The following is a 17,825-nucleotide window of genomic DNA, read 5'->3' as shown; positions in this document are numbered from 1 at the left end:
TTAAAAAAATTTCTATATTTTTGCTAATTATTATAACTTTGTTTAATGCTAAAAATTTTATTAAATTATCAAATAAATTTTTATAATCGAATGAGAATTTTATAAAAAATCTTAAATTTCTTTATGTATTATTTCCTAGATTAAAAGCAGAGTGTTTATTTTTTAAAATTATATCGATAATTTCAAAGTTTATAAAACTAATTTTTGTTATAATCAGCCCAAATTTATGCTCTTAGGAAAATTTATGCCAAAACGAACAGATATTAAAAGTATTTTACTTATAGGAAGTGGTCCTATTGTGATAGGACAAGCTTGTGAATTTGATTATTCTGGAACTCAAGCCGCAAAGACTTTAAAAGAATTAGGATATCGTGTAGTATTAATTAACTCAAATCCTGCAACCATCATGACAGATCCCGAATTTGCAGATGCGACTTATATAGAACCCATAACAAAAGAAAGTATTTTAAGTATTATTAAAAAAGAAAAAATTGATGCAATTTTACCAACCATGGGTGGACAAGTAGCGTTAAATGTTGCTATGGAAGTTTATGAAAGTGGACTTTTAGGAGATGTGAAATTTTTAGGTGCAAACCCTGAGGCGATTAAAAAAGGTGAAGATCGTCAGGTCTTTAAAGAATGTATGAAAAAAATCGGCATGGATTTACCAAAATCGATGTATGCGTATAATTATGATGAAGCTTTAAAAGCTGTAGATGAAATTGGCTTTCCTTTGATGATCCGTGCTTCTTATACTTTAGGAGGTGCTGGAAGTGGTGTGGTTTATAATATGGACGAATTTAAAGAACTTGCCAATACTGCTTTAGCTTTATCGCCTATCCATGAAATTTTGATTGAAGAAAGTTTGTTGGGTTGGAAAGAATATGAAATGGAAGTTATACGCGATAGAGCGGATAATTGTATCATAGTTTGTAGTATAGAAAATATCGATCCTATGGGAGTTCATACAGGAGATAGTATTACAATAGCTCCAGCATTAACTTTGACGGATAAAGAATATCAAGTTATGCGTAATGCTTCTTTTGCTATTTTGCGTGAAATTGGCGTAGATACAGGCGGAAGTAATGTGCAGTTTGCTATCAACCCAAAAAATGGAAGAATGATAGTTATAGAAATGAATCCAAGAGTTTCAAGATCAAGTGCTTTAGCTTCTAAGGCAACGGGCTATCCTATAGCAAAGGTTGCGACACTTTTGGCAGTAGGCTTTAGTTTAGATGAGATTAAAAACGATATTACAGGAACTCCTGCATCTTTCGAGCCTGTGATTGATTATATCGTAACAAAAATTCCTCGCTTTACTTTTGAAAAATTTCCAGGAGCAAACACAACTTTAGGTACAGCTATGAAAAGTGTGGGTGAGGTAATGGCTATAGGACGCACTTTTAAAGAAAGTATACAAAAAGCACTTTGTTCTCTTGAGCGTTCTTTGAGTGGTTTTGATAGAGTAAAATTTGAAGATAGAAATGATCTTGTTTTTAAAATTCGCAATGCCAATGAAAAGCGTTTGCTTTATGTTGCTCAAGCTTTTAGGGAAGGTTTTAGCGTAGAAGAACTTTATGAGCTTTGTAAAATAGATCCTTGGTTTTTAACACAGATTAAAGAAATTGTAGATTTTGAAGAGCAAATTGATATGGATATTTTAAACAATAAAGCTCTTTTGAGAAAAGCAAAAACTATGGGCTTTTCAGATAAAATGATAGCCTTGCTTGTAAATTTGAAAGATAATTTAGAATTAAGCCAAAATGATATTTATTATGCAAGAATGAAGCAAAAAATCATCGCAGAATTTAGTGAAGTGGATACTTGTGCGGGTGAATTTGAAGCCTTAACTCCTTATCTTTATTCAAGTATTAATGTAAGCGAACTCACTCAAAGTAAAAACGATGCTAAGGATAAAAAAGAAAAAAAAGTGATGATTATAGGCGGGGGGCCAAACCGCATAGGACAAGGTATAGAATTTGACTATGCTTGCGTACATGCTTCTTTTGCGCTTAAAGATATGGGTATTAAAACTATTATGTATAATTGCAACCCTGAAACCGTTTCGACTGACTACGATACAAGCGATATTTTGTATTTCGAGCCTATTGATTTTGAACATTTAAGAGCGGTGATTGAGCGTGAAAAACCTGATGGAGTGATTGTGCATTTTGGTGGACAAACTCCTTTGAAATTTGCTAAGCGTTTGAGTGCTTTTGGAGCTAAAATTATAGGTACTAGTGCAAGAGTAATTGATATGGCAGAAGATAGAAAGAAATTTGCCGAATTTATTACAAAATTAGGCATCAATCAGCCAAAAAATTCCACTGCAATAAGCGTGGAAGAAGCAGTGCTTAAGGCTAGTGATATAGGATATCCTGTGCTTGTAAGACCAAGTTATGTTTTAGGTGGGCGTGCGATGCGTGTGGTAAATGATGAGGCTGAACTTAGACTCTATATGCAAGAAGCTGTGGATGTAAGCGATAAAAGTCCTGTTTTGATCGATCAGTTTTTAGACAATGCTACAGAAATTGATGTTGATGCGATTTGTGATGGCAAAGATGTTTATGTGGCAGGAATTATGGAGCATATAGAAGAAGCAGGAATTCATTCAGGTGATAGTGCTTGTTCTTTACCACCTTGTAATATCGATGAAAAAATGCAAGAATTTATTGCACAAAAAACAGCAGATATTGCTTTAAATTTAGGAGTTGTAGGGCTTTTAAATATACAATTTGCTTTACATAATAATGAGCTTTATATGATAGAATTAAATCCTAGAGCTAGTCGTACTGTGCCTTTTGTTAGTAAAGCTACGGGTATTCCTTTAGCAAAAGTGGCAACGCGTGTGATGTGGCAAGGAAATTTAAAAGAAGCTTTAAAATTTTATGATACTTTCAAAGTGGTTAATTTTGATACTAAAATTTTACGCCCTAAAACTCCAAAATATATGAGCGTAAAAGAAGCAGTATTTCCATTTGCAAAACTTAGCGGAAGTGATTTAGAATTAGGCCCTGAAATGCGTTCAACGGGTGAAGTTATGGGTATAAGCAAGGATTTTGCAAATTCTTACGCAAAAAGTCAAATCGCATCGTTTAATCATCTTCCAGAGCAAGGCGTGGTATTTATCTCCTTAAAAGATAAGGATAAAAAATATACCAAAAAAATCGCCGCAGAATATGTAAAGCTTGGCTTTAAGCTTATGGCAACTGGGGGGACTTGCAAGGAAATTTTAGAAAGTGGTTTTGAGTGTGGGCTTGTGCATAAAATTTCAGAAGGACGCCCCAATGTTGAAGATAAATTGAAAAATGGAGAAATTCACTTAGTTATCAATACAAGTGATAATCACAGTTTTAAAGGTGATACGAAAAAAATTCGTGAAAATATTATTCGTTTTAAAATACCTTATTTTACAAATTTACGATCAGCTTTAGCAGGTGCAAAATCGATTAAAGCTATACAGAGTAAATCTTGCCTAGATGCAAAGAGTTTGCAAGAGTGGCTTAAATATTGATTTATTTAGCTCAAACAGATACTACGGTAGGATTTTTAAGTAAAAATTTAGAAGAGATTAATGCTTTAAAAGGTAGAGATAAAAATCAACCTTGCTTAATCACTTCTGCGAAATTTTGCGAGTTAAAAAGTTTGGCAAGAATTCCAAAATCTTTTAAAAATTTAGTACGTCGTTCTAAAAAAACAACTTTTATTTATCCAAATAATCAGGCCATTCGTATTGTGAAAGAGTGTAAACATGCGAATTTTTTAAGTAAAAATGGCTATTTTTATTCATCTTCGGCAAACAAGCATGGAAAAGAATTTGATGAAGAATGGGCTAGAAGTGTTGCTGATATAATACTTGATGAGAAATTTTTCGAAAATATCCCATCAAAAATATTAAAACTTTCAAAGAATAAAATGATAAAAATACGTTAATTAAAGAGCTTTTAAAATATCTTCAAAAGCAATACAAAATTGCTCTATGCCATCGCTTAACAAATCATTGCAAGCTTTTTCTCGTTCACTTTGAGAAATGATTTGATTAAGTTCTGTATAAATTTCAAAATTCATTAAAGGTTTTTTAAAATCCATTTTTCCTTTAAATGCCTCTATTGCATCAAGAGGAGCAGTATTAACAGAATTCTCAAAAAGAAGTTCTTTGATATAATAGTCTTTTGGCAGATCATCTCCTTTAACTCCAGTGCTTGCAAACAAGGCGCGAATATTAGGTTCATTTTTTGAGTAGATATTGTTATAAGCTAAATTTGCATTTAAAATTCCAATACGATTTTGCTCTTTGGCTTTAGGATTTAAAAGTCTATCAAAACGACTTACAAAAATACTTATAACAGCTTGTGGTGTTCTAGTATTTTGTTCTTTTAAGGCTATATTGTTTTTTCTAAATTCGACTAAACCTGCATTTAAAGCTTCAAAACATTTTTGACTTTGTTCAAGAGAAAAAATTAAGGTAGCATTGACGCTAATACCATTTTTCATAAGTTCATACATTACTTCATAAGAAGCTTTTGTAGCTGGAATTTTAATCATTACATTTTCTTTGCTAATAGCACTATAAAGTCTTTTAGCTTCGCCTAAACTAAGAGTCGTGTTATTATGAAGTCTTGGATCTATTTCAATACTTATAAATCCATCGTTTTTTTGATAAAAAAGAGGAGCTAATTTATCAGCTGCTTTTTGAATATCAGAAATTGCTAATTCTTCATAAATATCTTTTGTTTTTTTTCCTTTTAATTTAAGAATTTTATCTTTATAAATTGGAGAATTTAAAATAGCATTTTTAAAAATAGCAGGATTTGAAGTAGCACCATTAATTCCATGTGATAATAAATTTAAAAATTCATTATCTAAAAAACTATTTTCTATAAAATCACACCAAAGAGAAAAATTTTTCATTATATTACCTTTATTATTTCTTTTAAGTCTTTTATATCTATGCAAATATCAGCTTTGGAACGTAAAATTTCTTTAGCACAAAATGCAATCTTTAATCCACTTTCGTTAAACATTGCCAAATCATTTGCCCCATCGCCAACACACATCACTTCATCTGTTTTCAAATTTAAAAAGCTTTTTAATCGTTGTAGCATTAAGCCTTTTGAATTTGAAAACATCATTTCCCCACCAACTAGCCCTGTTAAAATGTCATTTTTATGATGCAGATAATTTGCAAAACCAAGGTTAATTCCAAGTTTTTGCATAGCAGGATCTATGCCTTCATGAAAACCACCGCTAAAAATAACAATTTGTATATTTTTAGATTTTAAATATTGGATAAGTTCATGTGCTCCATGCATTAGTGGAAGTGTGCTACCTAATTCTAAAACTTTTTTATAAGACATACCTTTTAAAAGGCTTACTCGTTTTTGAAGACTTTCGAAAAAATCAAGCTCTCCAGCCATGGCATGGCGGGTAATTTCGCTTGTTTGATTACCCTTGCCATGTGCTGTAGCTAAAATATCGATGGTTTCACCATCCATTAAAGTAGCGTCAAAGTCAAAAACACAAAGTTTAATCATTAAAATTCGCGCTTAAGTAAAGCTTCTACTTTGAGTATAGTTAAGATATTTTCATCTCTTTTTCCTATACCATAAATCATACCTTTGTCTTTAACTAAAGTTTCAGGTGGTGGATCGATTCTGTTTCTGTGAATTTTAATTGCTTCAGTTAATCTATCTATAACAAAACCAGCATTTCCTCCAACTCCAGTTCCATTTGTCTCACCTCTTAAAACAATATATCTTGTTTGAGGTGTCATTTTAGAACTTCCTAAATGAAAGCGTTGAGCTAGATCAATGAGTGGCATAACATTACCACGCATATTAAAAACCCCTAGAACATAATCAGGTACACTAGGAACTCTAGTATATTCTATAGGTTTGATGATTTCTTGTATATTAAGAATTGGAATCGCATATTCCTCATCTCCAACTACAAAGCCGACAAGTTGGATGATATCATCTTCTCTTTGATCGACATCAGGACCAGCCATCTGAGTTTGCTGTTTTTGCAAAATTTGCTCTAATTTTTCATTACTCATATTCTTATCCTAGTTTCAAATTTTTTCTAACCACATTTTCCAAGTATTCTGGAGAATAAGGTTTAGTGATATATTCAGTCATACCCACTTCAACACCTCTTAAGCGGTCAGTTTTACTTGTTCTTGAAGTAACTGCAATGAGTGGTAAGTTACGATATTTAGAATACTTTCTAATTTCACCAGCTAAGGTGTATCCATCCATTCTTGGCATTTCGATATCTATAAGCATTGCATCAATATCATGTTCGCCAGATTTTATAATATTCAATGCTTCAACACCATTTGTTGCTTCAACTAAACTAACTCCTAGCGGTTCTAAAGCTTTTTGCATTAAGGTTCTATCCATTTTAGAATCATCTACAATTAAGACTTTATAATCACTTGGTTGTTCTTTAGGTTTTTTCGCGCTTGATTCTAATTGCGCTTTAATATCAACTTTAATTTCTTTGGCCATATCCATCATAGCACCTACATCAATGATTAATGTCACTCTACCATCACCACGGATTGTAGCTCCTGCTATGCCTTGGATATTTTGTAAATAATCACCCATAGATTTAATAACTATTTCTTCTTGTCCTACAAGAGTATCTACTATAATACCAAGCTTGCTTTCTGCTACCCCTATAACAACGACATAAGTTTGATCACCGCTTTCAAGGACTTGTTTAACTCCAAATACATCTGAAAGTCTCACAAGAGAAAGCACTTCATCTCTTAAGCGTAATACATTTTTACCTTCGATAGTATAGATATCATCAATTGGCACTCTAACTGTTTCAAGAACGCTTGCAAGTGGAATTGCATAGAATTCCTCTTGAGTTCCTACAAGTAAAGATTGAATGATTGCCAAGGTAAGAGGAATTTTAAGTTTAAATGAACTTCCTTTACCTAACTCACTATCAATTTCAATTACCCCATTTAGTTTTTCGATGTTGGTTTTAACAACATCCATTCCTACACCACGACCTGAAACATTTGTTACTTTAGCCGCAGTTGAAAAACCAGGCTTGAAAATCAAAGCAAAAGCTTCTTTGTCTGTCATTTGATCTGCTTCTCTTTCGGTAATCAAATTTTTCTCTATAGCTTTTGCTTTTAAGCCATTTGGATCAAGTCCTTTACCATCATCTGTAATTTCTACAACGATGTGATTGCCTTCATTATAAGCTTTAAGTTGAACTATACCTTTTTCAGGTTTTCCATTAGCTGCACGAGTTGCTGGATCCTCAACACCATGGTCACATGAATTTCTAATCATATGCATGATAGGATCGCCAATTTCCTCTACGATAGATTTATCAAGTTCAGTTTCTTCACCTGTAATTTCAAGTTCTATTTGCTTTCCTAATTCACGACTCAAATCACGAACAACTCTTGGGAATTTATTGAAAACTTTTGCTATAGGTTGCATTCTTGTTTTCATTACAGCAAGCTGAACATCAGTTGTAATAATACTTAATTGACTTACAACCTGATTAAGTTCTTCAAGGAATTTTTCTCCTTCATAACGCTCTTCAACATCATCGTAAATTTTAAGCAAACGGTTTTTACCTAAAACAAGCTCCCCAATTAGATTCATTAAGTGATCTAATCTTTTTACCTCCACGCGTATGGTTTGATCCATACTGCTAGCATTACTACCTGAAGCAGGAACTTTTTTCTCTCCACTTTCCGCAGGTTTATTTGCTGTATTGTTAGTCGATTTAGGTACCGCATTTGTTGTTTGTTTTTTTTGTGCGCGACGAGCTTGATCTTCAGCTTTTCTAACTTTTAAAAGTCTTTCTATTTCAGCTTCAACTTCAGAATCACTTAATTGATTAACATCTACTTCAGGTTCTGGAGTAGCTATTTCTTGTTTTGGTGCTTCTGGTTCTGCTTGTGGAGTAGATTTTTCATTTGAATCTTTTGCCGCAACAGGAGACTCTCCCTCTGAAATAGCTGTTAATCTTGCGCAAATTGGTTCTATATCCATACCAATAGCAGTATCGTTGCCATTATCACGAATGGAATTAAGCAAAGTTTTCATTCTATCAATAGACTCTAAAACTACATCCATAATATCTGGAGTTATTTTTAACTCGCCATGTCTTGCTTTGTTTAAAACATCTTCCATGTGGTGAGTTAACTTTGTTAAAACATCAAAATTTAAGAAGCTTGATGATCCTTTAACCGTATGTGCAACACGGAAAATTCTATTTAATAATTCTAAATCTTCTGGATTTGATTCAAGCTCTACTAAATCATGGTCGATTTGCTCAACAAGCTCAAAAGCTTCAACCAAAAAGTCTTCAAGTATTTCTTGCATATCTTCCATATTTTACCCCTGTTCTTGAGATTGATGTTTTTTAATAACCTTTGCAATTTCATTGAAGAAATCGCTAGCGTTAAATTTGACAAGATAACCTTCTCCACCAGCTTCTTGAACACCTTTCTCATTCATAAATTCATTTGATAAAGACGAGTTAAAGACTATAGGAATATCTTTAAATCTTGGATCTTCTTTAATGCGTGCAGCAAAGTGGAAACCATCCATTTGTGGCATTTCGACATCGCTTACTATAATTTTTAAAGTATCATTTAAACTTTCACCATAAACTTGGCTTAATTCTTCTAATTTGTTTATGCCCTCTACGCCGTCCTTAGCTTCAACAACTTGAAAGCCCATCTGTTGCATCATTTCTTTGACGCGTTTTCTAGCAGTCATGCTGTCATCAAGTATAAGTGCTGTTCCAGTAAATTTTTCTATTTTTCCAAAATCTATATCTGTTTTTGGAGCGTAAATTCCTAAATCTTCAACAACACTTTCAAGATCTAAAATTAGCAACACTTCATCATTTTCAATGCGTGTTACACCTGTGATTTTACCTTTATCTAAAGCACCTGATCCTGTAGAAAAAGTTGCTGGTTCTATATCTTTCCAGTTTATTCTACGAATTCTTTTTGCTTCGTGAACTATAAAACCAATAAGAATATTGCTAAATTCAGTAATAATAACTCTAGGTTTTAGCATAGTGCTTTCTGGCTCAGTGATTTGCATCCATTTGGCAAGATTGACTACAGGTATAACCACGCCACGAAGATCAAAGATACCTTCGATGTAATCAGGTACACCTGGAAGTTCTGTAAGGCTTGGGATTTTTATAATCTCCCTTACCTTAGAAACATTTACACCATAAATTCCTTCATAGACTTTATCGTGTCCTTGCTTAAAGATACGGAAATCGACAAGCTCCAATTCATTTGAACCCGTTTTCACGATATTTTCATCAAACATTTTGACCCCTCAATTTCTGTTCTCGAAATTTGATTTCTTGCTGATATTCTACTACAAAAAAACTTCTCTCATATGCAAAACTAGCTAAGTTAAGATATTTAATGTTTTCTTTGTTGATTTGTTGATTTTGATGATAGTGTCCTTCACATACCCAAAATCCTAAATTTTCATATCTTTCATATCTTTTTTTCGCTAAATTTTCAAAATCTTTTATTTGATAAAAAAGGTTTTTTTTGTTTTGATTTTGAAGAATTTTATTTGAAATAAAATTACAAGTAATAATATTTAAAAAATTCAAAAATATAAGCAAATAATGATTTCTTAATGTTTTAAGAGTAAATTGTAAAAGAGGTGGTAAAAAAATATCTCCGTGAGCTAATTTTATAAAAGCATTATTTAAAACAAGATTATTACCTTTACTTGTATGCAAATTAAGCTTTATGGGCTGCTCTTGTAAGTTAAAAATTTTTACCCTTTTAAAAAAACAAGAAAGATTAAAATCATGATTGCCTTCTAAGTAGATAATTTCAATTTTTAAGGCCAATTCTTCTAAAAGTTCTATGTAAGGTTTAGCAAATTCATGTGTAGCAGAGATTTCGCCTATAAGCAAATCGAAAATATCACCCATGAGTATGAGTTGAGGGGTGGAAATTTTACCTTTCTTTAAGGCTTGTAAAAATTCCCAAAATCCCTTTCTTTGTTCATTTTCATGAGCATCCGCGATTAAAATCGCTCCATTTTGTAGTAAAATTTTTTATCCTTAAAATTTCAAAGGCTCATAATTTATAGAAAGGATTTCAAATTCACTCTCACCTTTTGGCAAACGCACTTTAAAATCATCTCCTTCTTTTTTCCCAAGCATAGCTTTTGCTATTGGAGATGCGATGGAAATATAACCCTTATCTAAATCTCCTTCGCAAATTCCTACTAAAGTATATTTATTTTCTTTTTCTGTATCCAAATCCATGATCACAACACTTGAACCAAATTTCACACTATCATGTTCATAGCTTGAAGGATCGATCACTTGAGCTCTTGCTAGCAAGTCACTAAGCTCTACAATACGACTTTCTATCAAAGCTTGTTTTTCTCTTGCAGCATGGTATTCCGCATTTTCTTTCAAATCCCCATGACTCCTTGCTGTATCGATTTCTATTACAACGGCAGGGCGTTGATTGTCTTTTAAATCTTTTAATTCTGCGGCTAATTTATCATAGCCAAATTGACTCATTGGTTCTTTTTGCATGATTTATCCTTTTATATTTCGCTTAGGATTTTTGCTAAATTTTTAGCACTTCCAAATTGTAAATATTCTTTTAAAAAATCAACTTTAGCAAAAAATGCCTTATAATCATATTTATTATAAGCTTCATATAAATTTAAAACATTAACTTTATCTTGTAAAAATTCAGGATTTAAAGCTTCTTTTTTAGCAAAATCACAAAAAATATTTGCAAGTCCTATGTGTTTTAATTTTACAAAAAGTTTTGCGATAAAAATATCAATAGCCTTTGCCTTATAAGCAAGAGCAAAAGGAGTTCCCACTAAAGCTGCTTCTAAAGTAGCCGTTCCACTACAAATAAAGGCAAAATCAGCTTTTTTAAGCACTTTTGGAGTGTTACTTTCTATTTTAAATTCACTAATATCACCATAAATTTCTAATTTTTCAAGATTAAATGGGGGAACACAAAGAATTTTTTCACCCTTAAATTTTTGAGAAAGTTCTTTAAAAATAGGCATCAAACGCCTAATTTCACTACGCCTTGAACCTGGTAAAAAGGCTATAGTTTTTTCATCATCTTTTTTTGAAAATGTATGATTAATATCTTCTTGATTTTTAAATTCTTTTATCTCATCTAAGAGTGGATGCCCTACATAAGTGCTTTTGTTAAAAAACTGATTATCAAAGGGTAAAATAGAAGCTAAAATATCAAAATGACTTTCTATGATAGGTATGCGACCTTTTTTCCACGCCCAAACTTGAGGCAAGATATAATAAATGCGTGGAATTTTACTGCCTGCTTTTTTTAAAGCCTTGGCAAAAGGTATGTTAAAAGCGGGCGAATCTATACATAAAATCCCATTTATTTTTTGAGTAAAGCTTAAATTTACAAGTTCTTTTATAGCTTTTTTTGCTTTGAAAATCAAAGGTAAAACTTCTATAAAACCCATAGCACTAAATTCATGTGAGCTATAAAGTGGTTTAGAATTTAAATCAAATTCTTTGCATAAACTCTCATCATAAATCCCATGAAGTTCAAATTCACCAAAATCTTTTTTATAAGCTTTTAAAACTTCTTTTAAATGCAAATTTGCTGAAGGCTCTAAAGCGCAAACTAAAAAGGTTTTCATTTTTACTCTTTCTTATTTCTTAAGGAAATATCACAACCGATTTTTTAATATTTTAATAGTTTTAATTTCATATTATCTTAACTTCATTATTTGATAAATTTATACTTGCTTAGTTTATATAATTAAAAAGGCAAGGCAAAATCATCGTTTTTTGATATAAAAGGAATTTGAGATATTTTCTCTTCAAGATTATCTAAAACAAGTTTTTGCATTTTGCCATTTAACGCTTTAAACCACTTATAAAATTTATCCAACTCTTCACATTTGATAGAACTAGGATATTGCTGTGTATGAAAATCATTTTTAATGATTATGTTTATAAGTTTAGAATTGTTTTCAATATACTCATTAAAAGAATTTCTTTGAATAACCTTATCAATTTCTCCTAGAATTTCATTTATATTAGCATTTAATACAGGCTCTCCTATAAAACAATCAATATAACCAATAATATAATTTGAAAAAATATTATAAATCGCTTTATCTTCTTGGCTAATTTTTAAATTAACAAAATTTTCTTTGTTTAACTCTCTCTTTATATCTGCAAAACTTTGGTAACGAAATTTTTTTTCTTTTTTAATCATTTTATTTAAAATATTAAAATATTCAAAATTATGTTTATTTTCTGCTAAGTTATTAATAAGTCTATAAACCAAATCACCTAAATAATAAATATCAGTTTGAATTGTATATTCCTTTTGAAAATACTCTTCTGGTAAAGTATCAACATCATTTCTATTTATAATTGAATTTAGGGTATCTTCGTTTTTACTTATATCAAAAACCTTTCCCAAACCAAAATCAATAACTTTAACTACCCCGTCAGCATCTATAAGAATATTCTTTTCTCTTATATCCCTATGTATAATGCCTTTTTCTTCTATATAGGCAAAGACCTCAATTAGTTGTATAAAAATAGAATTTAAATTCTCCAAGTTATTTTCATCATCAAAATACTCTTTAATATTTTTCCCTTGTATATACTCCATTATAATATAAGCTGTATAAATATTTTCATAAGGATAATAATTAAAAATTCTAACAATATTTTTATGATTTAACTTGTATAAAATTTTTATCTCATCTAAAAAATTTTTATAAAATCTTTTCTTATTATTTTCATCTAGTATATCATCTGGATCATATTTTTTTACAACAAAAAGCTCATCAATAAAAACATCTCTAATCAATAAAACCTTACCAAATGATCCTTCATCTAAGAAAGTAATTTTTTCATAATCTTTTTGCTTAATAAATTTAATAATTTCTTGGCCCATCTTAATACACCACTTTCAAGCGTTCTTTTAAAAAGCTTTCTAGGTTTAAATAATCTTCTAAATTTATATCATCATATCCATTAATATACACATTTTCATTTTGTGTTTTTCTTAAAAATTCTAAAACTTCATCATCGCAATTTACTATATAAAAACAATCTTCGCACTCATAAAGTTTATCTTTTAAAATCATTTTTAAGTCTTTGTCTAAAGTCTTACCATCTAGTAAGGCTAAATTCAAAGCTTTTTCATAAGGGGTTAAATGTTCGTGATATTTTAAATTTAAAGCATTTAAATCATCTTTTGTTAGTTCAGGTTTTTCTACAAGAGAAAATACTTTAAAGCCTAAATCTAAATTTTTATCCCTATTTTCTTTTAAAATTTTCTCACCCGCTCTTTTAACTCTTTCAATGGTTATATCGCTAATAACTGGGTTTTCGCTTCCTAGTTTATTTTTACAAAAATTATAAGCCACTTTACTTTTATTCTCATCGATTTTTTCATCAAGTTGCACTAGAATAAATTTACGATTTCCATTATCTTCTGCGTTGAGTTCCATTACCGCTTGTGCTGTCGTGCCACTACCTGCAAAAAAGTCTAGGATAATATCATCGTTTTTAGTAACATTTTTTATAAATTTTTTAATTAATTTTGAAGGTTTTGAATAGTTAAAAATCGGGAGTTCAAAAATTTTTTTAATTTCTTCTGCAGCATCATTATTTGTATAAACATCCTCTTCTATTTTTTTGCTTAATAAATTTCGCATAGGACGGAAGGGGATGTCTTTACCAAAATTTTTATAAAATATAGGTTTCATTCCTTTTATAGATTTAATTTCAATTTTTCCACCTTGTTTTATTTCATCATCAATTTTTTGTTGAGACCAGCAAAATCTACCTTTAATTTGAATATCATCTTTAGCAATTCCATTTGTTATCTCTACATCTTTTAAAATTTCTATATTAAATTGTTTTGATCCATACTCACCCCTTTTTAATAAACCATTAAATTTTCCATTTTCAAATATACAAAAATTTTTATCTAAAATTCTTTCACTTACATTAGATGATTTTATAATTAACTCTCTATGACCTTTTGGATCAATAAGTGCATCTCTTGTACCTTCAAAAGTTTCACTTTTTCTATAAATTAAAATATATTCAATTAAATCTACAATATTTTTACCTAAAAATGAAGCATTATCTTTTTTATGCCAAACAATATTTGCCACAAAATTCTCTTCCCCAAAAATCTCATCACAAAGAATCTTTAAATTTGCTTGTTCGTTATCATCAATGCTTATAAATATTACTCCATCTTCTCTTAGCAAATCTCTAGCAAGTTTAAGGCGTGGTAGCATAAAGCCAAGCCATGCACTATGACTTCTATCGCCCCTAGTATTGATGAAAAAATTTAAAATTTTACTTCTGATTTCTTCACCTTCTTCTGTGATTTCTAAAAGTCCAACTTCTATTAAAAGTTTTTTATGCTCTTTTACAAAATCATCATTATAAATAAATTTATCATTTTTAGTATTGTAAGGCGGATCGATATAAATCATTTTTATTTTTTCATAGTAAGCGGATTTTAAAAGTTTTAAGGCATGAAGATTATCCCCTTTTATGATAGCATTTTTAGTAGTTTCAAAGTTTTTGCTTAAACTCTTATGAAATTTTAATTCTTTAGTATTTGGAGTATCGTAAAGAGCATTTGCTAAAGCTTTGCCTGTGAAACTTAACTCATAACCTCTAATTTCTTTATTATTTAAGCCTAAAAGCATAGCAATAGCCTTTAAATCGACTTGTCCATCTTTTATGGTTTGTGGGAAATTTAGCTTTAAATACTCTAAAAGTTCATTTTTATTTTCTTTTGTATTGATTAAATTTTCTTTTTTGATTTTATTTATATCAAGCATTATTTTCCTTTAAAACTTCATTGATACAATGAATTAATTTTTGTTTATTTATCCTTGTGTTAAAAATAATTTTTATATTTTCATTTTTTAAATTCTCATCTAATTTTTGAAAAAACACTCTAGCATAATCTATCTTTTTTCTTTCATTTAATGCGATATCACTTTCTTTATCATAGCCTTTACTTTCGCATACAAAAAAGATTTTTTTACCCTTTTGATCTTCTAAAAAATAAGCAAAATCAGGTTCATAGTTTTTATAAGGTGTAGGGATGCTAAGTTTTGGTAATTTGGCAAAAACTTTTATCGTTTTAGTTTCGATAATTTCATGATTTTCTTTGATGATTTCTTTTTCTATATTAGAATCATAAATCACACTTTCATAAAGATAATTTTTAGCCGGTTCTTCATCATCTTTGTAACGCCCTAATTTTTGCATAGCGATACTTTCTTTAAATTCACCATTTTCTATCAAATTTTCATAAGAATTTGAAAAAGCATGAAGAGAAAATTCATAATTTATAGAGTGTAATAAACTATGATGAATTTTATCTTTGATGATGTTTTTTAGGCTATTAAAAGCTTTTTTTGGAGAGTTTTCAAATTTAGTTTTATCAAGTTTTTCATAAATTTTTAGCAAAAATACTAAAGGAAATTTTTCATCTTTACTGAAATTTAAAAGCAAATTTTGTATTTCTTGGTAAAGGCTTTTTTTATAATCAATTTCTTCCAAGGTTTTAATTTCTTCAGTGATGATAGAATTTTGCTTAGCGTCAAAAAGTTTTCTTTCATAATACACGCGTTCTTTTTCTATATTTAAAGCATTAAAAGCTAGTATAACTTCATCTATAATACTTTGTTCGTTTATGTTTTGATAAATTATTTGTGCTTTTTTATTAATTTTTTCCCAAAGCTCTTTAAAATCTTTGGCTAAATGCGTTCTTATTTTGACCTTATTATCTTGATTTTTAGCATTGATGATTTGCTCATGAGTGTTGTTTGAATTTTCTTTAAATATATTTAAGAATTTATCAAATTTATCGCCTAAAAGTTCTTTAAACTCTTCATTATCCTTTATACTTTCATATATAGGAGATAAGATTTTATAATTACTTTGTTCTTCATTGTAAGAAATTAATTTTGATTTTTTTAAAAGATAAATTAAATCACTAGCTAAATCTACATTTAATAAATTCTCAAGAAAGTTTTTTTCTAGTGTTTGACTATCAAATCTAAAACTAGAATCTAAAACTTCTTTTTGCAAATTTTCTATATAATCAATTTCTCTTGCACTCACTAAAATATCAAGATAATTAATATCATAAAATTGATTGTCATCAAAATCTAAATAATTATGCGTAATTCTCTTGCCTTTATTATTAACACAAAGTCTTAAACCACGCCCCACTTGTTGATGAATGCTAATTTGAGAAGAAGAATTTGAAAGTTTGGTTAAAGTAAAAATATTTGGATTATCCCAGCCTTCTTGCAAAGCCCAAACGCTGAAAATAAAACGCAAAGAAGTATCAAAAGAAAGTAATTTTTCTTTTTCTTCTAAAATAAGCTTTACTCCATTAGCTTCTTTTTCATCAGGACTTCCTTTATCGCCACTAAAATAGCCTTGATGAACTCTTAAATTTCCTGCTTCATCAAAGTCTTTTTCTAAATATTCTTTGTATCGAACATCTAAATTTAGCTTTAAAATTTCCTTGCGTTTTTCTTTGTAAAGTTCTTCAAAAGTATTTTTAATAAAAGGACTTTCTCCCCTAAAATCTGTGATGTTCGGGATAAAAAACAAACTTAAAGCTTTGATACCCTTTTTAAAAAGTTTTTCTTCCTTTTCAAAATGCAAGTCAATCGCTTTTTTTAAAAGTTCTTTAATTTCATCATTGTTTAAAACATAACTTTCTTTTTTCTCGATAATAGTTTCATCATTAAAATAAGCTTTATTATCCTTTACTTGCGTTAAAATGGCATTATTTAAAAGAGAAAAACTATCTTGTAACTTTATTGTTTCTTCTCTTTCTATGCCATTTAAAGTATAGGTAAAAATTGCTTTTTTATTTTTATACTCTTTAAGAAAAATATTGTTTGTATTTACTCCTAAAGTATGTACTTTGACTTGTTTTACAAGATATTCTTTAAAAGCAGATATAGAATCAAGACAATAGATCATATTGCTAAGTTCATAATCTTTTTCTTTTGGAAAAGTCGCCCCAAAGCGAAAATAAAGTGAATTTATTTTTGAAAAATATTCATTAAAAGCCTTTCCTTTAAGTAAATGAGGCTCATCAATAATACTAATAGGTTTTAAATCTATGATATTTTCAAAAACGCTTTTGAATTCAGATAAACTTTTAAATAAACTTTCATTTTGTTGATTAAGCAAATTGGTTTTTTTATCAATAGCACTATTGGTTAAAACCAATACCGAAAGTTCATCTTTATTGTTAATGTAGTGATTAATAATAGCACTCTGACTCTTACCATCTGAGTAGTAATAGGCTTTTAAATATTTTTGATATTCTGAATAAAAATAAATTTTTGTGAGTTCTATATTTTGTTTTACGCTTTCTAAAATTGCTTTTCTTGGAACAAAAATAATGAATTTATTTTGCTTAAATTGCCTATGAAGTTCAAATATCAAATTTAAATAAGTAAAAGTCTTACCTGTGCCCGTTTCCATTAAAATATCTAAATTTAATTTATCACTTATATTTTGCACCGGTAAAAAGGTGTTTTTATAAAATTCTTTCAAACATTCTTTTAAATTATCCTGTCTTTTAAAATCAAAATTCTTTAAAAGTGTGATAATATTATCTATGCACTTAACTTGATACTCTTGTTTTTCAAAAATCATTCACATTTTCCGATAAAATATTTTAAACATTTTATCTTATTTTGGCTTAATTAAAAGAAGTTATGCAAGAATACACGCTAAAAAGCGTGTATGAA

13 protein-coding genes are annotated in these 17,825 nt (G+C 29.6%); 2 read left to right on the top strand and 11 right to left on the bottom strand.

Features of this window, described 5'->3' with window-relative positions:
• Positions 1–244: 244 nt before the first annotated feature.
• Together carB and ELQ09_RS05400 are read left to right on the top strand one after the other, a co-directional pair.
• Positions 245–3,514: a carbamoyl-phosphate synthase large subunit gene (gene carB, locus ELQ09_RS05405; protein ID WP_070316690.1), complete on the top strand. Its 3,270-nt coding sequence runs from the start codon at positions 245–247 to the stop codon at positions 3,512–3,514.
• Positions 3,511–3,933 (top strand): hypothetical protein, encoded by a 423-nt coding sequence (locus tag ELQ09_RS05400; protein WP_002851686.1) that lies wholly within the window; start codon positions 3,511–3,513, stop codon positions 3,931–3,933. Before carB ends, ELQ09_RS05400 begins: the two co-directional genes overlap by 4 nt.
• Here the strand turns inward: ELQ09_RS05400 and ELQ09_RS05395 are convergent, their stop codons facing one another.
• The 11 genes from ELQ09_RS05395 to ELQ09_RS05345 form a co-directional block, all read right to left on the bottom strand.
• The gene (locus ELQ09_RS05395) at positions 3,934–4,911 is read right to left on the bottom strand and encodes a transaldolase (RefSeq protein ID WP_070316691.1); all 978 of its coding nucleotides are present in this window, start codon (positions 4,909–4,911) and stop codon (positions 3,934–3,936) included. It lies immediately after the preceding gene.
• Positions 4,911–5,534, bottom strand: a complete 624-nt coding sequence (gene serB / locus ELQ09_RS05390) for a phosphoserine phosphatase SerB (RefSeq protein WP_070316692.1) — start codon at positions 5,532–5,534, stop codon at positions 4,911–4,913. Before serB ends, ELQ09_RS05395 begins: the two co-directional genes overlap by 1 nt.
• A complete protein-coding gene (locus ELQ09_RS05385) occupies positions 5,534–6,055 on the bottom strand; it encodes a chemotaxis protein CheW (RefSeq protein WP_002826355.1) in 522 nt (173 codons plus the stop codon). Before ELQ09_RS05385 ends, serB begins: the two co-directional genes overlap by 1 nt.
• 4 nt (positions 6,056–6,059) lie before the next feature.
• Positions 6,060–8,369, bottom strand: a complete 2,310-nt coding sequence (locus ELQ09_RS05380) for a chemotaxis protein CheW (RefSeq protein ID WP_070316693.1) — start codon at positions 8,367–8,369, stop codon at positions 6,060–6,062.
• Between the two features lie 3 nt (positions 8,370–8,372).
• The gene (locus ELQ09_RS05375) at positions 8,373–9,329 is read right to left on the bottom strand and encodes a chemotaxis protein (RefSeq protein ID WP_070316694.1); all 957 of its coding nucleotides are present in this window, start codon (positions 9,327–9,329) and stop codon (positions 8,373–8,375) included.
• Positions 9,322–10,080, bottom strand: coding sequence for a UDP-2,3-diacylglucosamine diphosphatase (locus tag ELQ09_RS05370; RefSeq protein ID WP_347876346.1), 759 nt, complete (start codon positions 10,078–10,080; stop codon positions 9,322–9,324). The genes ELQ09_RS05375 and ELQ09_RS05370 overlap by 8 nt, the downstream gene beginning before the upstream one ends.
• Before the next feature lie 9 nt (positions 10,081–10,089).
• Positions 10,090–10,575 carry a transcription elongation factor GreA gene (gene greA / locus ELQ09_RS05365; RefSeq protein ID WP_052861593.1) on the bottom strand — a complete coding sequence of 162 codons (486 nt, stop codon included), beginning with the start codon at positions 10,573–10,575 and terminating at the stop codon, positions 10,090–10,092.
• An 11-nt stretch (positions 10,576–10,586) separates the two neighbouring features.
• Positions 10,587–11,681 carry a lipid-A-disaccharide synthase gene (gene lpxB, locus ELQ09_RS05360; protein ID WP_052861592.1) on the bottom strand — a complete coding sequence of 365 codons (1,095 nt, stop codon included), beginning with the start codon at positions 11,679–11,681 and terminating at the stop codon, positions 10,587–10,589.
• Positions 11,682–11,803: 122 nt separating this feature from the next.
• Positions 11,804–12,958 (bottom strand): serine/threonine-protein kinase, encoded by a 1,155-nt coding sequence (locus ELQ09_RS05355; RefSeq protein ID WP_134263820.1) that lies wholly within the window; start codon positions 12,956–12,958, stop codon positions 11,804–11,806.
• 1 nt (position 12,959) lies between these two features.
• Complete coding sequence (locus tag ELQ09_RS05350; RefSeq protein ID WP_134263819.1) at positions 12,960–14,873, bottom strand: site-specific DNA-methyltransferase; 1,914 nt, start codon at positions 14,871–14,873, stop codon at positions 12,960–12,962.
• On the bottom strand, positions 14,866–17,730 hold the full coding sequence (locus tag ELQ09_RS05345; protein WP_134263818.1) for a DEAD/DEAH box helicase family protein: 2,865 nt from the start codon (positions 17,728–17,730) through the stop codon (positions 14,866–14,868). The genes ELQ09_RS05350 and ELQ09_RS05345 overlap by 8 nt, the downstream gene beginning before the upstream one ends.
• Positions 17,731–17,825: the final 95 nt, after the last annotated feature.

The sequence above is a fragment of the Campylobacter sp. CH186 genome (assembly GCF_004378925.1).
GTDB lineage: Bacteria > Campylobacterota > Campylobacteria > Campylobacterales > Campylobacteraceae > Campylobacter_D > Campylobacter_D jejuni.
Note: the sequence above shows the minus strand (reverse complement) of the source record. Positions and strands in the feature narration are given on the sequence as shown.

Excerpts from the sequence above, each read along its gene's own strand:
- carB (WP_070316690.1), top strand. The coding sequence starts at position 245 with ATGCCAAAACGAACAGATATTAAAAGTATTTTACTTATAGGAAGTGGT.
- ELQ09_RS05395 (WP_070316691.1), bottom strand. The coding sequence starts at position 4,911 with ATGAAAAATTTTTCTCTTTGGTGTGATTTTATAGAAAATAGTTTTTTA.
- serB (WP_070316692.1), bottom strand. The coding sequence starts at position 5,534 with ATGATTAAACTTTGTGTTTTTGACTTTGACGCTACTTTAATGGATGGT.
- ELQ09_RS05385 (WP_002826355.1), bottom strand. The coding sequence starts at position 6,055 with ATGAGTAATGAAAAATTAGAGCAAATTTTGCAAAAACAGCAAACTCAG.
- ELQ09_RS05380 (WP_070316693.1), bottom strand. The coding sequence starts at position 8,369 with ATGGAAGATATGCAAGAAATACTTGAAGACTTTTTGGTTGAAGCTTTT.
- ELQ09_RS05375 (WP_070316694.1), bottom strand. The coding sequence starts at position 9,329 with ATGTTTGATGAAAATATCGTGAAAACGGGTTCAAATGAATTGGAGCTT.
- greA (WP_052861593.1), bottom strand. The coding sequence starts at position 10,575 with ATGCAAAAAGAACCAATGAGTCAATTTGGCTATGATAAATTAGCCGCA.
- lpxB (WP_052861592.1), bottom strand. The coding sequence starts at position 11,681 with ATGAAAACCTTTTTAGTTTGCGCTTTAGAGCCTTCAGCAAATTTGCAT.
- ELQ09_RS05355 (WP_134263820.1), bottom strand. The coding sequence starts at position 12,958 with ATGGGCCAAGAAATTATTAAATTTATTAAGCAAAAAGATTATGAAAAA.
- ELQ09_RS05350 (WP_134263819.1), bottom strand. The coding sequence starts at position 14,873 with ATGCTTGATATAAATAAAATCAAAAAAGAAAATTTAATCAATACAAAA.
- ELQ09_RS05345 (WP_134263818.1), bottom strand. The coding sequence starts at position 17,730 with ATGATTTTTGAAAAACAAGAGTATCAAGTTAAGTGCATAGATAATATT.